Genomic DNA, 16,312 nt, shown 5'->3' with positions numbered 1-16,312 from the left:
CCCACCATGACCACATACGCGATAACAATTGGCGGTAATGGAACCGAGTCCCGCGCCTATGAACCCGGCCATGCGGCCCAGCAACTCAGGCTGGAGCCCTCAGCCGACGGTTCTCATCACCTCATAAATCCGGACGGCTTTGTACTGACTACCGTAGGCGACGGGAGCATAATGACGTCAAAGAGCGCTACCGACGGCAGCGGATCGATAAGTTTTGAAGTTCAACAGCAGGGGGACGGGACCGTAAGAATAAAAGCAGGCTACTACAATCTCTGGGTACAACTTACTGGCTATGACGTAAAAACTGTTCAGTGGGATCCCAATAGCCCCTATCAGAAATTGACTCAACGAGATGAAGGCAATGGCTACTATGCCTTTACAGTAGATCTTTAAACCCTGCAACTCGCTGATTTATTCGATAATCAAACCTATATACCGGCGCATATCGGTATGGACATCAGGTCTTGCCGCTCGAATAAATCAGCGCTTGCGGAGCCAGTCAATCCTGGAACAGATACATGCGTTCAATCTTCCTGCCCCCTTACTCAAGTTTCACCCCTCGAGCCTCTGTGGCAGCCGCTGATCGATCACTCGATACAACGCGCTGCCCTCAGGCCAGTTGCGCATGAACCGTGCCCGATCCCGCGCATACGCCGGGGCGAAGCTGGCCTGGGTGCGGTGTTGGCACATGGAATCGAGGTCGATCAGCGCCCAGCGGTCGTGCTGCCAGAACAGGTTGTGGCCCTTGAAGTCGCCATGGCTGATGCGCTCGCGGATCAGGTCGGCGAACAAGCGATCCAGCGCCAGCAACTCGGCTTCGGGGGCTTCACCGCTCTGCACGTAAGGGCCGAAGCGCTCGATGATGTCCGGCCCCGCCAGGTGTTCGGTGACCAGGTAGGCGCCGCGGCGCAGCCACAAAAAACGTTTTTCCAGCAAGGCCAGTGGCTTGGGCGTGGCAATGCCGAGGAAGGCCAGGCGATGGCCTTCGCGCCAGGAATGCCAAGCGCGGCTCGGGCGCCAGAAGCGCTTGAGCCAGTGGGCGAAGTTCTTGATGTTGTAGCGCTTGATCACCAAGGTGCGACCGTTCGCCTCGACTTTGCCGACACTGGCTGCGCCGCCGGTCTTGTACAGATGGCCCTGATCGAGCAGCGCATCAGCCTGCTCCAGCACCGGCGTCATGGCCGCTTCTTCCTCCCGACGGATCGCCCGCAAGCCGAACGCCCCGCGCTGCACGCTGAACAGGCTGCACTCGCGCCCGACTTTCTCGAGGAAGTCCTTCAGGCGCCAGGCCTGCACCTTGTCGATCTGCTTTTGCAGCGCTTCCATGGGCAGCGCGTGTTCGGCGTTGCCCAACAGGTAATACACCAACAGCTCTTCATTGAACGGCTGGAGAGCTTTGGGAAGCTGGGCGAAAAACACCCCCAGGTTTTCCAGGACTTTCTGCCGCGACAACGGTTGCCCCGGGGTTTCAGCGCGGATGCCGGCACCGTCGATCAAGTAGAGCTTGCCGTCGTGGCGCAGCAGATTGTCCAGGTGCAGGTCTTCCTGCCACAGGCCTTTGCCGTGCAGTTGCGCAATGGCGCCCAGGGCTTCGGCCAGCACCGCCGTCTGTTCGTCGGCCAGCAAGGGCAGGTGTTCGACCCGTTGCCAGGCCTCCCCCAGGCTCTCGGCGCCTTCGAGCAATTCGAACAACAACCAGCCGCCTTCAGCCTCGTTCAAGCCATCGGCGAGCAACAGCGGCGTCGTCAGCCCTTGCTCCGCCAGCAAGCGCACGCCTTGCAGTTCCCGCTGGAAGTGCCGGGCGGCCTTGTTGCCCACCAACAATTTGGCCAGCACCGGCCGACCACGCCAGATGCCCGCCCCGACATAGCGCTGCCCCGGCAACACCCGCAACAGAGAAAGCAGCTGCAATCGCGCCGGGCCGGCGGCGTCGGCCAGTTCCAGGCTCAATGGCAGGCTGGGGCTGCGGCCGGCATTCTTCAATTCGGACAAATGCATCAACGGGCTCCCTTGTGGCTGCGCCGGGCGCTCAGGCGCTCCATCCAGCTGTCGACCAGCCCGGCATCGAACGGTTGGGCCAGGTAGGCAGACAACAGCTGGCGTACATCGGCATCACTCCAGATGGAGGCGCGCCGCAACAGCGGCTCCAGGTCCTTGACCCGGTCACGCTGACCAAACAGCAGCGGCCGAGTCTTCTCCAAGTCGATCAATTGCGCTTGATAACCGTCGGCGGTGGCTTGCAGGAAGATGTGCTTGGGATAGAAGCAACCGTGCACCTGATGCATGCCGTGCAGGCGCCGCGCCAACAGCCCACAGGCGTCGAGGACGGTGGTGCGCTGCGTCGCCGTCAGGCTCGGCCAGCGTTGCAACAGCGAGTCCAGGTCGTCCCAGCCGTCCAGGGCCCGGGTCAGCAGGATCGCCCGCACCTCGCCCTCCACCTTGCGCTGGCCATAGAACACCGCTTGCAGGGCCGGAATCCCCAACTGCCGATAACGACTGATGTTGCGAAACTCCCGGGAAAAACTCGGCTCGCCAAAAGGGTGGGACCAGGTCCGGGTCAGGTAATTGCTTTGGCGCTTGAGGTAATAGCCCTGCCCGTCCAGCTCCAGCCGGAATACGCTGCTCCAGCCATCACCCGAGGTATTGGGTTCGTCCACCGCATCCAGTTGCCGCGCCCACAAGGCCTCGAAGCTGTCCAGGCCATGGCGTTGCAACAACGCTTGGTCTTCAGCGGCCAGAAAGTCAGTCATTCACGCCCCTCGAAAAATCTCACCACGTGACGGATGCGTTTCTTGTCACACGCATCGAGCCGGTCGCGCTGGCGGTATTGCAGGTAAAAGCGCAGGCGCTGCGTGGCCGACAAATGGTATTTGGCCACTTTGTCCAGGCATGCCAAATCCTTGGTGATGCGGTACTTGAGCCAGAAGCCACGCCAGAAATCCCCGTTCGGGCAGTCGATCAGAAACAGCTGCGAGCGGTCGTCGATCAGCAGGTTGCGCCACTTCAGATCGTTATGGGTGAAGCGGTGGTCGTGCATGGTCCGCGTATAGCCGGCCAGTTGCCGACTGACATGATCGACCCAGGCACGGTCCGCCAGCCGCGAATCGTGACGCTCGGCGAGCGCCGAGAGGTCTTCGGTGTGGGGCAGTTCGCGGGTGATCAGCGCGCCACGGGCGTAGCTCGCACCGTTTCGCTCCAAGCCCCAGCCCACGACTTCGGCGGTGGGAATGCCCCATTTGGCGAAGCGCTTGAGGTTCTGCCATTCGGACTTGACCCGTGGCTTGCCCAGGTAGCGTCGCAAGCCTTTGCCGGCACCAACGTAGCGCTTGACGTAATAGTTCACGCCGTTGCGCTGCACCCGGATCACCTCCGACAACGGGTCTCGGGTCAAACGCTCCCCTTGCAACGCGAACACCGCTTCCAGGCTGCCAAAATCCTCCGCCAGCTCGACGTACTCCGGTTCCAGATTCCAACCCGACATCAGAGCGCGTCCCCGTACCGCAGCTTTCGGGCATACAGCTTGCTGGCCTTGCCTTCGAGCCAGGCCAGCAACGACGCCTCTTCGGCGAGGATCCGCCGCAGCGGCTGCTGGAAATAGCCCTTGAGAAAACGCAGCTTGTCGCGGCGGGTCAGGCCGATGTCCAGCGCCGAGAAATACAGCGCCGCCAGGTCCTTGTTGCGCCAGCGAGTGGTGATGGCAGGACGGGTCTGGGCGCGGTGCAGGTCGATCACCGAGAGTTTGAAATCCCCAGGGGTCACCGGCTTGTCGGTGTGCAGCAGAAAGTGGCAGATATAGCAGTCGCGATGATTGACGCCGGCGCGGTGCATCATGCCGGTCATGCGTGCCACTTCGGCGATCAGCGCACGCTTGAGCGTCGGTTGTGGCGGCTGCTTGACCCAGTCGATGCTGAAATCTTCGAGGCTGACGGTCGGCGCCAGCTCTTCGGTGATGATGAACGAGTGCTGGTCCGCCGGGTTGCTGCCCTTCTCGCCGTAGGCGACAGCGGTCATGGTCGGCACGCCGGCTTCCTGCAAACGCTGGATAGCCTTCCACTCCTGCCCTGCGCCGAGGACCGGCAGCTTGGCGGTGAACAGGTTCTTGAAGATTTCGCCCCAACCGATGCCACGGTGGATCTTCACGAAAAAGCCGCGACCGTCCACCTCCGTGCGCAAGGTGCGCCGGGCTTCCAGTTCACGATAGACCTCGCCCTTGAGCGCTTCGACTTCGGTGAACGCATCGCGTCCGGCCCAAAGGCTCTTGAACGGTTCGGCCAGCATCAACTTCATTGTGCGTGCTCCGCCAATATCACATCGGCCGCGTGCTGCGGCATGCTGTAGAGGTCGGCCGTCTCGGCGAAGGCCAGACCATTGCGGCTCCAGGCCGCCCGGGCATCGGCATCGTTCAACATGCGGCCCAGGTATTCGTTGAGCTGGGCTTGTTCGAACGGCTCATCCAACACCAGGCCACTGTCGGCCTCGGCGATGTAATGGGCGTACCCACACACCGCGCTGACCAGTACCGGCAACCCGGCCACCAGTGCTTCGAGCAGTACGGTGCCGGTGTTCTCGTTGTACGCCGGATGGATCAACAGATCGGCGCCCAGCAGGAAACGCGGGATGTCGCTGCGGCCCTTGAGGAACCGCACGTTGTCGCCCAGACCCAGCGCGGCGCTCTGCAGTTGGAATACCTTGGGGTCGTCCTGGCCAATTACAAATAGCCGGGTGCGTTTTCGCAGCTCGGCTGGCAACGCGGCCAGGGCCTTGAGGCTGCGATCCACGCCCTTGGTCTTGAACCCCGAGCCGATCTGTACCAGCAGCAGGTCGTCGTCGGCCAGCTCGAATTCGGCCCGGAACGCGGCGCGGATCTGATCGGCATCGACGGGCCGCCGGCGGTCCTGGGCGATGCCCGGTGGCAGCAGGTGAAAGCGTTCCAGCGGTGTGCCGTAGTGCTTGATGAACAGCGGCTGCTGGACCTCGGAAATCATCAGTACGTCGGTTTTTGCATCCTTGGCGAACACGGCCCGCTCGTACTCGGCGAAATGCCGGTAGCGACCCCAGCGCCGGTACAGCGAGTTGCGCAGGTTCTGCGCCTTGTCTTCGAAACAGCCGTCGGCCGCGTAGTACACGTCCAGGCCGGGCATTTTGTTGAAGCCGATCAAACGGTCCACCGGGCGCTTGGCCAGGTCGGCCTCCATCCACGCGCTGAGTTTCTCGTTGCGGCGATGATTGAACAGCGCCTTGACCGGCGCCACCAGCACCTCGAAGCCGGGCGGCACGTCACCTTCCCAAATCAGCGTGTAGACACGGATCTGGTGACCGCGTCGCTGGCATTCCAGGGCGATGCGCATGAAGTCACGCTGCAGGCCACCGAAGGGGAAGTACTTGTAAAGGACAAAAGCCAATTGCATCAGCGCGGCTCCTCAGCCAATAACGTGCTCAGGTGGCTGGCAACACGCTCGGGGTTCAGACGCGTGAAGCACAGGGGCTGCTCGCGTTTCAGGTCAAACCGCCGGGCATCTTCGGCGGTCGGCGGGTAAGTGCAGTGTTTCTGCATGCACGGCGCGCAGGGGAAATCACTGGCGAGGTGAATCTGGCCCTTGCCATAGGCACCGGTCAGCACCGGATTGGTCGGGCCGAGCAGCGAAATGGTCGGCACGTCCAGGGCCGCGGCCAGATGCCCGAGGCCGGTGTCCACAGCCACGCAGGCCTGGGCGCCGGCAAGTACCTTGCCCATGCCGCCAAGGTTCAGCTTCGGCAGTACCAAGGCGTTGCGCAGCCCGCTGGCGATGCGTTCGGCCCGGGCCTTTTCGGCCGGGTTGCCCCACGGCAGTTTGACGACCACGCCGAACTGCCCCATGCGCTCAGTGAGCTGGCGCCAGTAAAGTTCGGGCCAATGCTTGGACTCCCAGGTGGTGCCGTGCAGGAACACCACGTAGGGGTATGGGCGTGGCAACTCCACCAGCCGGTCGACATCGAGGCCGTAGTTACCCAGCGTCTGCGGCAAGTCATACCCCAGCGCCACGGCGAATAGCTGGCGCACGCGCTCGACCGCGTGCTGACCACGGGCCACCGCCAGGCGCCGGGAATAAAAGCGCGCCGCCAGGGGCTCACGCGCCGAGTTTTTATCCAACCCGGCCACTGGCGCCTTGACGTAACGGGTCAGCCAGGCGCTTTTCAGCAGGCCCTGGGCGTCGATCACCAAGTCATATTTTTCGGCGCGCACGCTCTGCTTGAAGCGTCGCCATTCGCCGCTCTTGATGGTTTGCCAGAGGTTCTTGCGCCAGCGCCGGATCGCCACCGGGATGACCTTGCCCACGGCCGGGTGCCAGGTGGGGATTTCGGCGAAGCCTTCTTCCACCACCCAATCGAACTTGATGCCCGGAATCGCCCGCGCCGCATCGGTCAGCGCCGGCAGGGTGTGGACCACATCCCCCAGCGAAGAGGTCTTGATCAGCAATACCCGCAAGTTACCGAACCTCCACGGGTGTGCCCTGCAAACGCTCCAGGGCCTCGTTCACCGACGGTGGCATGAGCTGGCGCAGGCAATTGTAATGGCCGAAACGGCAGGTGCGGTCGAAACACGGGCTGCATTCGATGCCCAGGCGCACGACTTCGACCTGGTCGGCCAGCGGCGGCGTGAAGCCTGGCGAGGTGGAACCGTAGACCGCCACCAAGGGACGGTTAAGGGCTGCGGCCACGTGCATCAGGCCCGAGTCGTTGGACACCACCGAATCGGCGCAGGACAGCAGGTCGATGGCCTCGGCCAGGGACGTGTCGCCACTGAGGTTCACCGACTCTTCCCGAAGGCCCGGGATCAACCGCGAGCGGATGTCCTCGCCCACGGGGTGATCTTTTTTCGAGCCGAACAGCCAGACTTGCCAGCCGTCGCGAATCTTCGCCTCGGCCACCTGGGCGTAATGCTCCGCCGGCCAGCGCTTGGACTCACCGAACTCGGCCCCAGGACACAGGGCCAGCACCGGACGGTCCAGGCTCAGGCCGAACTTGGCCAGCGCCGCGTCACGGGTCACCGGGTCGATCCGCAGGCTCGGCCGCGGGTACGGCTTGGGCAACTCGGCTCCCGGCGCGTAGGCCAGGGCCATGAAACGTTCGATCATCAGCGGGTAACGGTCTTTATCCAGGGCGCGCACGTCGTTGAGCAGGCCGTAGCGAAACTCGCCACGCCAACCGGTGCGCTTGGGGATACCGGCGAAGAACGGCACCAGCGCCGATTTCAAGGAATTGGGCAACAGGATCGCCTGGTCGTACTGACCGGCCAGGGATTTGCCGATGCGTCGACGGGTCGCCAGCTCCAGCACGCCGTGGCCGAGCGGGAAGCTCAAGGCCTTGCGCACTTCGGGCATGCGCTCCAGGATCGGCCGGCTCCACTCGGGGGCCAGGACATCGATTTCGCACTGCGGGTGACGCTGCTTCAGGCACTGGAACAGTGTCTGCGCCATTACCATGTCACCGACCCAACTGGGCCCAACGATCAGAATATTCATGTGCTTTCCAAAAACGATACGGGGAGGCCTACGCCTCCCCGCCTCGAGAATCACTGTGGCTTAGGTCGTTGCCTGTTGCCCTAATCTACAACTGTGGGAGCAAGCTTGCTCGGGATAGGGCCATAACATTCAACATCCATGTCGCCTGACATTCCGCTATCGCGAGCAAGCTCGCTCCCACAAGGGGCCTGCATAGGCTTCAAGTACCGTGCAGCACCCCAAATCCACTGTGGGAGCGAGCTTGCTCGCGATCAGGCCATCACATCCGACATCAATGTCGCCTGACACTCCGCTATCGCGAGCAAGCTCGCTCCCACAAGGGGCCTGCATAGGTTTCAATACCGTGCAGCACCCCAAATCCACTGTGGGAGCGAGCTTGCTCGCGAAGAGGCCATCACATCCAACATCAATGTCGCCTGACACTCCGCTATCGCGAGCAAGCTCGCTCCCACAAGGGGCCTGCATAGGTTTCAATACCGTGCAGCACCCCAAATCCACTGTGGGAGCGAGCCTGCTCGCGATCAGGCCATCACATCCGACATCAATGTCGCCTGACATTCCGCTATCGCGAGCAAGCTCGCTCCCACAAGGGGCCTGCATAGGTTTCAATACCGTGCAGCACCCCAAATCCACTGTGGGAGCGAGCTTGCTCGCGAAGAGGCCATCACATCCAACATCAATGTCGCCTGACACTCCGCTATCGCGAGCAGGCTCGCTCCCACAAGGGGCCTGCATAGGTTTGATACCGTGCAGCACCCCAAATCCACTGTGGGAGCGAGCTTGCTCGCGAAGAGGCCATCACATCCAACATCAATGTCGCCTGACACTCCGCTATCGCGAGCAAGCTCGCTCCCACATTTAAAGCTTCAGCTCAGCCCCAGCTCCCGCCAGATCCGCAATACCTGCCGACGCTCATCCACGAACTGGTCGCCTGCGATCACCCCGGCATCTTTCTGCAAGGCCTGGCGGTGGGCGGCGGAGCGGTAGGCTTTGTAGGCTTCGCGCAACAGCGTGGCATCTTCGGCCGGCATCAACCCGAGCTCTTGCAACCCGTCCAGGATGCGGATGTTATCGGTGTAACGCACCAGCGATGGATGCTCTTGGGACCACGCCAGGGCCGCGTATTGCACCATAAATTCAATATCGACGATACCTCCGGCGTCCTGCTTGAGGTCGAAGGGCGCCGTGGCCTCGAAGGCATTCGCCGCGGTCCCGGCGGCGGTGGCCTTGCTGCCAAGGTTGTCGCGCATCTTGGCACGCATCTCGCTGACTTCCTGGCGCAGCGTCGGCAAGTCACGCTTGCGTCCCAGTATCTGGACGCGGACCTTCTCGAACGCTTGGCCCACATCCTGGCTGCCCACCAGCACACGGGCTCGCACCAGCGCCTGATGCTCCCAGGTCCAGGCTTCGTTCTCCTGGTAACGGGCAAACGCCCCGAGGGAGCTGACCAGCAGCCCCGACGCCCCGGAAGGCCGCAGGCGCATGTCCACTTCATACAGCTGCCCGGAGTTGGTCTGGGCCGTCAGCAGGTGAATGATCCGCTGACCGAGCCGGGTAAAGAACTGCGCGCCATCGATGGGTTTCGGGCCGTCGGTTTCCGCCTGCGGGTCGCCATCGTGGATGAACACCAGGTCCAGGTCGGAACCATGCCCCAATTCCAGGCCGCCGACTTTCCCATAACCGACAATAATGAAGCCCGGATCACACAGGCTGCCGTCGGTGCGCAATGGCACGCCGTGCTTGGCGGCCGTCTGGCGCCAGGCCAGGGCCAGCACTTGCTCGAGAATCGCCTCGGCCAGCCAGGTCAGGTAATCGCTGACCTTCATCAGCGGCAGGCTGCCGGCGATTTCCGAAGCCGCCACCCGCAAGCGGTGCGCCAGCTTGAAATGCCGCAACGCCTCCATTTGCTGCTCCAGGTCATCCTCGGGAATGCGCGTCAGGCGCTCACGCAACTCCGCGGCCAACTCCGGCGCCAGGGGCGGCTTGAACAGCCGCCCCTCGTTGAGCAACTCATCGAGCAGCAACGGGAAACGGGTGATTTGCTCAGCAATCCACGGGCTCGCCGCGCACAGCGTCAGCAAGCGCCGCAGGGCGCCGGGGTTTTCCGTCAACAACACCAGGTAGGCCGAACGGCGGGCCACGGCCTCCACCAAGGGCAGTACCCGCTCCAGCACCAGGTCCGGATCGGCATGCTCCACGGCCTGGGCCAGCAGGCGAGGAATGAATGCATCCAGGCGCTCGCGCCCCAAGCGCTGCATGGCGCGCAATTGCGGGCTGGCGCGCAGGGCGGCCAGGGCCTTGAGGGCTTTGGGCGCATCGCTGAAGCCGCCCTCTTCCAACTGACGGCACGCCGCCCCTTCATCCTGGCTGTCTTCCCACAATGGCAACCATTCGCCGCCCACCACCACTTCGCTTTCACCGCCCTCTTCTTCATCCGGGTCGGCGATGACCTGGCCGAAATGCCAGGCCACGCGCCCGCGCCAGTACATCAACTGCTCGTGAAAGGCCGACCAGTCGGCGAACCCCAGCATGAATGCAATGCGTGCCTGATCCTGCGGGCTGTCCGGGAGCATCTGGGTCTGGCGGTCGGCGATGGCCTGGATCGCATGCTCGGTATAGCGCAGGAACTCATAGCCCTGGCGCAGCTCGTCGATCACCTTGGCCGGCAGGTACCCCTGGCCCTCCAGGGTGCTCAACACTTTGAGCAGCGGGCGCTGCTGCAAGCTCAAGTCCCGACCGCCATGGATCAGTTGGAACGCCTGGGCAATGAACTCCACCTCGCGAATGCCGCCCGAGCCCAGCTTGATGTTGTCGGCCATGCCCTTGCGCCGCACCTCCTGCTGGATCAGTTGCTTCATGGTGCGCAGCGCTTCGATGGCGGAAAAATCCAGGTAACGCCGATAGACGAACGGGCGCAGCATGTCGAGCAATTGCGCGCCGGCGACCTGGTCGCCCGCCACCACCCGCGCCTTGATCATGGCGTAGCGCTCCCAGTCGCGCCCCTGGTCCTGGTAATACTGCTCCAGGGCATTGAAGCTCAGCACCAGCGCACCGGCCGAGCCGTAGGGGCGCAGGCGCATGTCGACGCGGAACACGAAGCCGTCGACGGTCATCGGGTCCAGGGCCTTGATCAGGCGCTGGCCGACACGGATGAAAAATTCCTGGTTATCCAGCGGCCGCTTGACGCCCACGGTTTCGCCGCCCTCGGGGTAGGCGAAGATCAGGTCGATGTCCGACGACAGGTTCAGCTCCACGGCACCCAGCTTGCCCATGCCCAGGATGACCATCTGCTGCGGCTCGCCGCTGCGCCGTCCGGTGGGCGTACCGAATTGCTGGCTGAGGCGCTGGTACAACCAGTGGTAAGCCTGGTCGATGCAGGTGTCGGCCATGTCCGAAAGATCGCGACAGGTCTGGACCAGATCGGCCTGACGGTTCAGGTCGCGCCAGATGATCCGTACCTGCTGGCGGGTACGCTGGCGGCGCAGGACGCGACCCAGTTCGTCTTCGGTTTCGGCGGCCTGCACGGCGGCGGCAATCTGCGCGCGCATTTCACCGGGCGCCAGGCTGCGGTCCAGCTCGCCGCTGCGTACCAGCTCCAGCAGCATCGCCGGGTCACGGACACTCTGCTCGATGACAAAGTCGCTGGCGGCGGCAATACGGCTGAACGCTTCCCAGCGTTGCGGGGTCCAGGCCGACAGCCCGCGATCGTCGTCGAGGGAGGCGACCGCCGCACGGAACGACTGCTCGGCACGGTTGACCAATGACTGGAGAATGGCCGGTACCATTTCCGGTATTGGGGCAAGCGAAGGCAGGCTCATGGTCTATCCTTGATCGGCGCGGGAGAGGCTGGATGTAGTGTTTTTTCAGAAGACACTACCTGATCGACTGTCGAACAAAGATGATAAATAGCTGAAAATCTGATTTTATTGGCAGCCGGCATCAAGTTTTTACCTGTTCGAGTTGGCTAAAGACCAACAGTAACGATTATTCTCACAACGAAATGAGGGGCCATACGCCGCTCATGTGTAGTTTTACTACTCGTCTATACATTCGAAAGGCTGAAACGGCCGACGATTTGTAGTAAAACTACACGCCGCCGAAACAACCTTCGGCAATCCAAGAATTTATATCGTCTGCCCACAAGGCCAGTCGCAAACTCAGGCAACCGATTCTGGTAGCCTTTCCGCCCTGGAGCAAGCCATGCAAGACCTCGATCCCGTCGAAACCCAGGAATGGCTGGACGCCCTGGAATCGGTTCTCGACAAAGAAGGCGAAGACCGTGCTCATTATCTGATGACCCGTATGGGCGAACTCGCGACCCGCAGCGGCTCGCAACTGCCCTACGCCATCACCACGCCGTACCGCAACACGATCCCCGTTACCCACGAAGCACGCATGCCTGGCGACCTGTTCATGGAACGCCGCATTCGCTCGCTGGTACGCTGGAACGCGTTGGCCATGGTCATGCGTACCAACCTGAAAGATTCTGACCTGGGCGGTCACATCTCCAGCTTCGCCTCCAGCGCGACGCTGTATGACATCGGCTTCAACTACTTCTTCCAGGCCCCGACCGACGAACACGGCGGCGACCTGATCTACTTCCAGGGTCACGCATCGCCAGGCGTCTACGCCCGTGCGTTCATGGAAGGCCGCATCACCGAAGACCAGATGAACAACTTCCGCCAGGAAGTGGACGGCAACGGCCTGTCCTCGTACCCGCACCCTTGGCTGATGCCGGACTTCTGGCAGTTCCCGACCGTGTCCATGGGCCTGGGCCCGATCCAGGCGATCTACCAGGCGCGCTTCATGAAGTACCTGGAAGCCCGCGGTTTCATCCAGCCAGGCAAGCAGAAAGTCTGGTGCTTCATGGGCGACGGCGAGTGCGACGAGCCGGAATCCCTGGGCGCGATCTCCCTGGCCGGCCGCGAGAAGCTGGACAACCTGATCTTCGTCATCAACTGCAACCTGCAGCGCCTCGACGGCCCGGTTCGCGGCAACGCCAAGATCATCCAGGAACTCGAAGGCGTGTTCCGTGGTGCCCAGTGGAACGTCAACAAAGTCATCTGGGGCCGCTTCTGGGACCCACTGCTGGCCAAGGACGTCGACGGCATCCTGCAACGCCGCATGGACGAAGTCATCGACGGCGAGTACCAGAACTACAAGGCCAAGGACGGCGCGTTCGTCCGCGAGCACTTCTTCAACTCGCCTGAACTCAAGGCCATGGTTGCCGATCTGTCCGACGACGAGATCTGGAAACTCAACCGTGGCGGCCACGACCCGTACAAGGTCTACGCGGCGTACCACCAGGCGGTCAATCACAAAGAACAGCCGACCGTCATCCTGGCCAAGACCATCAAGGGTTATGGCACCGGTGCCGGCGAAGCGAAGAACACTGCGCACAACACCAAGAAAGTCGATGTCGACAGCCTGAAGTTGTTCCGCGACCGCTTCGACATTCCGGTCAAGGACAGCGAGCTGGAAAACCTGCCGTTCTTCAAGCCCGAAGAAGGCAGCGCCGAAGCCCGTTACCTGGCCGAGCGCCGTGCCGCACTGGGCGGTTTCGTGCCCCAGCGCCGCGCCAAGAGCTTCAGCGTCCCGACCCCGCCACTGGAGACCCTCAAGGCGATCCTGGACGGTTCGGGCGACCGTGAAATCTCCACCACCATGGCCTTCGTGCGGATCCTCGCGCAATTGGTCAAGGACAAGGAAATCGGCCAGCGCATCGTCCCGATCATCCCGGACGAAGCCCGTACCTTCGGTATGGAAGGCATGTTCCGTCAGTTGGGCATCTACTCGTCCGTCGGCCAGCTCTACGAGCCAGTCGATAAAGACCAGGTGATGTTCTACCGCGAAGACAAGAAGGGCCAGATCCTCGAAGAAGGCATCAACGAAGCGGGCGCCATGAGCTCCTTCATTGCCGCCGGTACTTCGTACTCCAGCCACAACCAGCCGATGCTGCCGTTCTACATCTTCTACTCGATGTTCGGCTTCCAGCGTATTGGCGACCTGGCCTGGGCCGCTGGCGACAGCCGTACCCGTGGTTTCCTGATCGGCGGCACCGCCGGCCGCACCACGCTGAACGGCGAAGGCCTGCAGCACGAAGACGGCCACAGCCACATGCTGGCCGGGACCATCCCGAACTGCCGCACCTATGATCCGACCTACGGCTACGAGCTGGCGGTGATCATCCAGGACGGCATGAAGAAGATGACCGAAGAGCAACAGGACGTCTTCTACTACATCACCGTGATGAACGAGTCCTACCAGCAGCCAGCCATGCCGGCCGGTGTCGAGGCAGGCATCGTCAAGGGCATGTACCTGCTCGAGGAAGACACCCGCGAAGCGGCGCACCACGTCCAGTTGATGGGCTCGGGCACCATCCTGCGCGAAGTGCGCGAGGCAGCGAAGATCCTGCGTGAAGAGTTCAACGTCGGCGCCGACGTCTGGAGCGTCACCAGCTTCAACGAACTGCGTCGCGACGGCCTGGCCGTAGAGCGCAGCAACCGCCTGCACCCTGGCCAGAAGCCAAAGCTGAGCTACGTCGAAGAGTGCCTGAACGGCCGCAAAGGTCCGGTCATCGCCTCTACCGACTACATGAAGCTGTTCGCCGAGCAGATCCGCCAGTGGGTTCCTTCCAAGGAATTCAAAGTGCTGGGCACCGACGGTTTCGGCCGTAGCGACAGTCGCAAGAAGCTGCGTCACTTCTTCGAAGTCGACCGTAAGTTCGTTGTGTTGGCAGCCCTGGAAGCCCTGGCTGACCGTGGCGATATCGAACCTAAAGTGGTGGCCGAAGCCATCGCCAAGTTCGGCATCGATCCGGAAAAACGCAACCCACTGGACTGCTGAGGAGAATTTTCGTGAGCGAACTCATTCGCGTACCTGACATCGGCAGCGGTGAAGGTGAAGTAATTGAACTGTTTGTGAAGGTCGGCGACCGTATCGAAGCCGACCAGAGCATCCTGACGCTTGAATCGGACAAGGCCAGCATGGAAGTGCCTGCGCCGAAGGCCGGTGTCATCAAGAGCCTGAAAGTGAAGCTGGGCGACCGCCTGAAAGAAGGCGACGAACTGCTGGAACTGGAAGTCGAGGGCGCCGCTGCGGCGCCTGAAGCGGCCGCTCCCGCTGCTGCCCCGGCCGCGGCTGAAAAGCCTGCCGCCGCACCAGTTGCCGAAGCGGCTCCCGCTCCGGCAGCCGCCCCTGCCGCGGCCACGGTCCAGGACATTCATGTCCCGGACATCGGTTCGTCGGGCAAGGCCAAGATCATCGAAGTGCTGGTCAAGGTCGGCGACACCGTCGAAGCCGACCAGTCGCTGATCACCTTGGAATCCGACAAGGCCAGCATGGAAATCCCGTCGCCGGCCGCCGGTGTGGTGGAAAGCGTCGAGATCAAGCTGGAAGACGAAGTCGGCACCGGCGACCTGATCCTGAAGCTCAAAGTGGCGGGTGCCTCGGCACCAGCCGCGCCAGCCCCGACCGCTGCACCTGCCGCCAAGGCTGAAGCAGCTCCAGCGCCTGCCGCCGCGCCTGCCGCCAAGGCCGAAGCAGCGCCTGCTCCTGTCGCCGCGGCGCCTGCGCCAAGCGGTGCCAAGGTGCACGCCGGCCCGGCGGTGCGTCAGCTGGCCCGGGAATTCGGTGTCGAGCTGTCGGCCGTTGGCCCAAGCGGCCCGCACGGTCGTGTGCTCAAGGAAGACGTGCAAGCCTACGTCAAGGCCATGATGCAGAAGGCCAAGAACGCACCGGCCGAAGGCGCCACCGGCGGCGCGGGCATCCCGCCGATCCCGGCAGTGGACTTCAGCCGCTTCGGTGAAACCGAAGAAGTGGCCATGACTCGCCTGATGCAGATCGGCGCGTCGAGCCTGCACCGCAGTTGGCTGAACATTCCACACGTGACTCAGTTCGACCAGGCCGATATCACCGAGCTGGAAGCTTTCCGCGTCGCGCAGAAAGCCGTGGCGGAAAAGGCCGGCGTGAAGCTGACCGTGCTGCCACTGCTGCTCAAGGCTTGTGCGCACCTGCTCAAGGAACTGCCGGACTTCAACAGCTCCCTGGCCCCAAGCGGCAAGGCTGTGATCCGCAAGAAATACGTGCACATCGGCTTTGCCGTCGACACCCCGGAAGGCCTGCTGGTACCGGTCATCCGCAACGTCGACCAGAAGAGCTTGCTGCAACTGGCTGGCGAAGCCGCTGCCCTGGCCGAAAAAGCCCGGAACAAGAAGCTCACCGCCGACGACATGCAGGGCGCCTGCTTCACCATCTCCAGCCTCGGCCACATTGGCGGCACCGGCTTCACGCCGATCGTCAACGCGCCGGAAGTGGCGATCCTGGGTGTTTCCAAGGCCACCATCCAGCCAGTCTGGGACGGTAAGGCCTTCCAGCCGAAGCTGATGCTGCCACTGTCGCTGTCCTACGATCACCGTGTGATCAACGGTGCCGCCGCTGCACGCTTCACCAAGCGCTTGAGCGACTTGCTGGGCGACATCCGCACCATCCTGCTGTAACACCGGGCGGCCCTCCCTTGGGGAGGGCCATTCGGAACACCGTTTTCCGAGCGCCACGCTCGTACCTCAACCCCGTCCGTTTGGCGGGGCTTTTTTTACCTGGCATTCAAGCCATGTGCATGGATGTGGCGGCCTCATCGCGAGCAAGCTCGCTCCCACAGTGGATTTGCGGTGCTCCTGTGGGAGCGAGCTTGCTCGCGATAGCGGTATTTCCTACCCAGCAAGTTTTAAATGACTACACCACCTGTTGGTCATTGCCCACAACTTGCGCCCCCTTCCCCGTCGATATTTATGGCGCGCCGGGCTTTAGCA

At 62.6% G+C, this 16,312-nt stretch carries 11 protein-coding genes; 3 read left to right on the top strand and 8 right to left on the bottom strand.

The annotated features are described in order from the left end of the window. Positions 1 to 6 precede the first annotated feature (6 nt). Complete coding sequence (locus ACZ5M5_RS02725) at positions 7 to 393, top strand: hypothetical protein (RefSeq protein WP_060739467.1); 387 nt, start codon at positions 7 to 9, stop codon at positions 391 to 393. 159 nt (positions 394 to 552) lie between these two features. Here ACZ5M5_RS02725 and ACZ5M5_RS02720 read toward each other — a convergent pair whose 3' ends face one another. The 8 genes from ACZ5M5_RS02720 to glnE all read right to left on the bottom strand — a co-directional run bounded on the left by ACZ5M5_RS02720 (position 553) and on the right by glnE (position 11,320). After that, on the bottom strand, positions 553 to 1,998 hold the full coding sequence (locus tag ACZ5M5_RS02720) for a lipopolysaccharide kinase InaA family protein (RefSeq protein ID WP_464738553.1): 1,446 nt from the start codon (positions 1,996 to 1,998) through the stop codon (positions 553 to 555). Beyond that, positions 1,998 to 2,750: a lipopolysaccharide kinase InaA family protein gene (locus tag ACZ5M5_RS02715; protein WP_464738552.1), complete on the bottom strand. Its 753-nt coding sequence runs from the start codon at positions 2,748 to 2,750 to the stop codon at positions 1,998 to 2,000. The genes ACZ5M5_RS02720 and ACZ5M5_RS02715 overlap by 1 nt, the downstream gene beginning before the upstream one ends. Beyond that, positions 2,747 to 3,481: a lipopolysaccharide kinase InaA family protein gene (locus ACZ5M5_RS02710; RefSeq protein ID WP_060739470.1), complete on the bottom strand. Its 735-nt coding sequence runs from the start codon at positions 3,479 to 3,481 to the stop codon at positions 2,747 to 2,749. The genes ACZ5M5_RS02715 and ACZ5M5_RS02710 overlap by 4 nt, the downstream gene beginning before the upstream one ends. After that, a complete protein-coding gene (gene rfaP, locus ACZ5M5_RS02705; protein WP_060739471.1) occupies positions 3,481 to 4,287 on the bottom strand; it encodes a lipopolysaccharide core heptose(I) kinase RfaP in 807 nt (268 codons plus the stop codon). Before rfaP ends, ACZ5M5_RS02710 begins: the two co-directional genes overlap by 1 nt. After that, positions 4,284 to 5,408, bottom strand: a complete 1,125-nt coding sequence (locus ACZ5M5_RS02700; protein WP_060739472.1) for a glycosyltransferase family 4 protein — start codon at positions 5,406 to 5,408, stop codon at positions 4,284 to 4,286. The genes rfaP and ACZ5M5_RS02700 overlap by 4 nt, the downstream gene beginning before the upstream one ends. Then, the gene (gene waaC / locus ACZ5M5_RS02695) at positions 5,408 to 6,466 is read right to left on the bottom strand and encodes a lipopolysaccharide heptosyltransferase I (RefSeq protein ID WP_060739473.1); all 1,059 of its coding nucleotides are present in this window, start codon (positions 6,464 to 6,466) and stop codon (positions 5,408 to 5,410) included. The genes ACZ5M5_RS02700 and waaC overlap by 1 nt, the downstream gene beginning before the upstream one ends. Before the next feature lies 1 nt (position 6,467). Continuing rightward, the gene (gene waaF, locus ACZ5M5_RS02690) at positions 6,468 to 7,502 is read right to left on the bottom strand and encodes a lipopolysaccharide heptosyltransferase II (protein WP_060739474.1); all 1,035 of its coding nucleotides are present in this window, start codon (positions 7,500 to 7,502) and stop codon (positions 6,468 to 6,470) included. Positions 7,503 to 8,368: 866 nt separating this feature from the next. Continuing rightward, the gene (glnE, locus tag ACZ5M5_RS02685) at positions 8,369 to 11,320 is read right to left on the bottom strand and encodes a bifunctional [glutamate--ammonia ligase]-adenylyl-L-tyrosine phosphorylase/[glutamate--ammonia-ligase] adenylyltransferase (protein WP_464738551.1); all 2,952 of its coding nucleotides are present in this window, start codon (positions 11,318 to 11,320) and stop codon (positions 8,369 to 8,371) included. 382 nt (positions 11,321 to 11,702) lie between these two features. Between glnE and aceE the strand changes: the two genes are divergently transcribed. After that, a complete protein-coding gene (gene aceE, locus ACZ5M5_RS02680; RefSeq protein WP_060739476.1) occupies positions 11,703 to 14,348 on the top strand; it encodes a pyruvate dehydrogenase (acetyl-transferring), homodimeric type in 2,646 nt (881 codons plus the stop codon). 11 nt (positions 14,349 to 14,359) lie between these two features. Beyond that, positions 14,360 to 16,000 (top strand): dihydrolipoyllysine-residue acetyltransferase, encoded by a 1,641-nt coding sequence (gene aceF, locus ACZ5M5_RS02675; RefSeq protein WP_464738550.1) that lies wholly within the window; start codon positions 14,360 to 14,362, stop codon positions 15,998 to 16,000. Positions 16,001 to 16,312 lie beyond the last annotated feature (312 nt).

It is taken from the genome of Pseudomonas sp. Van50, assembly GCF_055390755.1.
This window is presented reverse-complemented; position numbering and strand designations above follow the sequence as displayed.

Bases quoted from the DNA above. Each gene is read 5' to 3' on its own strand.
- ACZ5M5_RS02725 (WP_060739467.1), top strand. From the start codon at position 7: ATGACCACATACGCGATAACAATTGGCGGTAATGGAACCGAGTCCCGC.
- ACZ5M5_RS02720 (WP_464738553.1), bottom strand. From the start codon at position 1,998: ATGCATTTGTCCGAATTGAAGAATGCCGGCCGCAGCCCCAGCCTGCCA.
- ACZ5M5_RS02715 (WP_464738552.1), bottom strand. From the start codon at position 2,750: ATGACTGACTTTCTGGCCGCTGAAGACCAAGCGTTGTTGCAACGCCAT.
- ACZ5M5_RS02710 (WP_060739470.1), bottom strand. From the start codon at position 3,481: ATGTCGGGTTGGAATCTGGAACCGGAGTACGTCGAGCTGGCGGAGGAT.
- rfaP (WP_060739471.1), bottom strand. From the start codon at position 4,287: ATGAAGTTGATGCTGGCCGAACCGTTCAAGAGCCTTTGGGCCGGACGC.
- ACZ5M5_RS02700 (WP_060739472.1), bottom strand. From the start codon at position 5,408: ATGCAATTGGCTTTTGTCCTTTACAAGTACTTCCCCTTCGGTGGCCTG.
- waaF (WP_060739474.1), bottom strand. From the start codon at position 7,502: ATGAATATTCTGATCGTTGGGCCCAGTTGGGTCGGTGACATGGTAATG.
- glnE (WP_464738551.1), bottom strand. From the start codon at position 11,320: ATGAGCCTGCCTTCGCTTGCCCCAATACCGGAAATGGTACCGGCCATT.
- aceE (WP_060739476.1), top strand. From the start codon at position 11,703: ATGCAAGACCTCGATCCCGTCGAAACCCAGGAATGGCTGGACGCCCTG.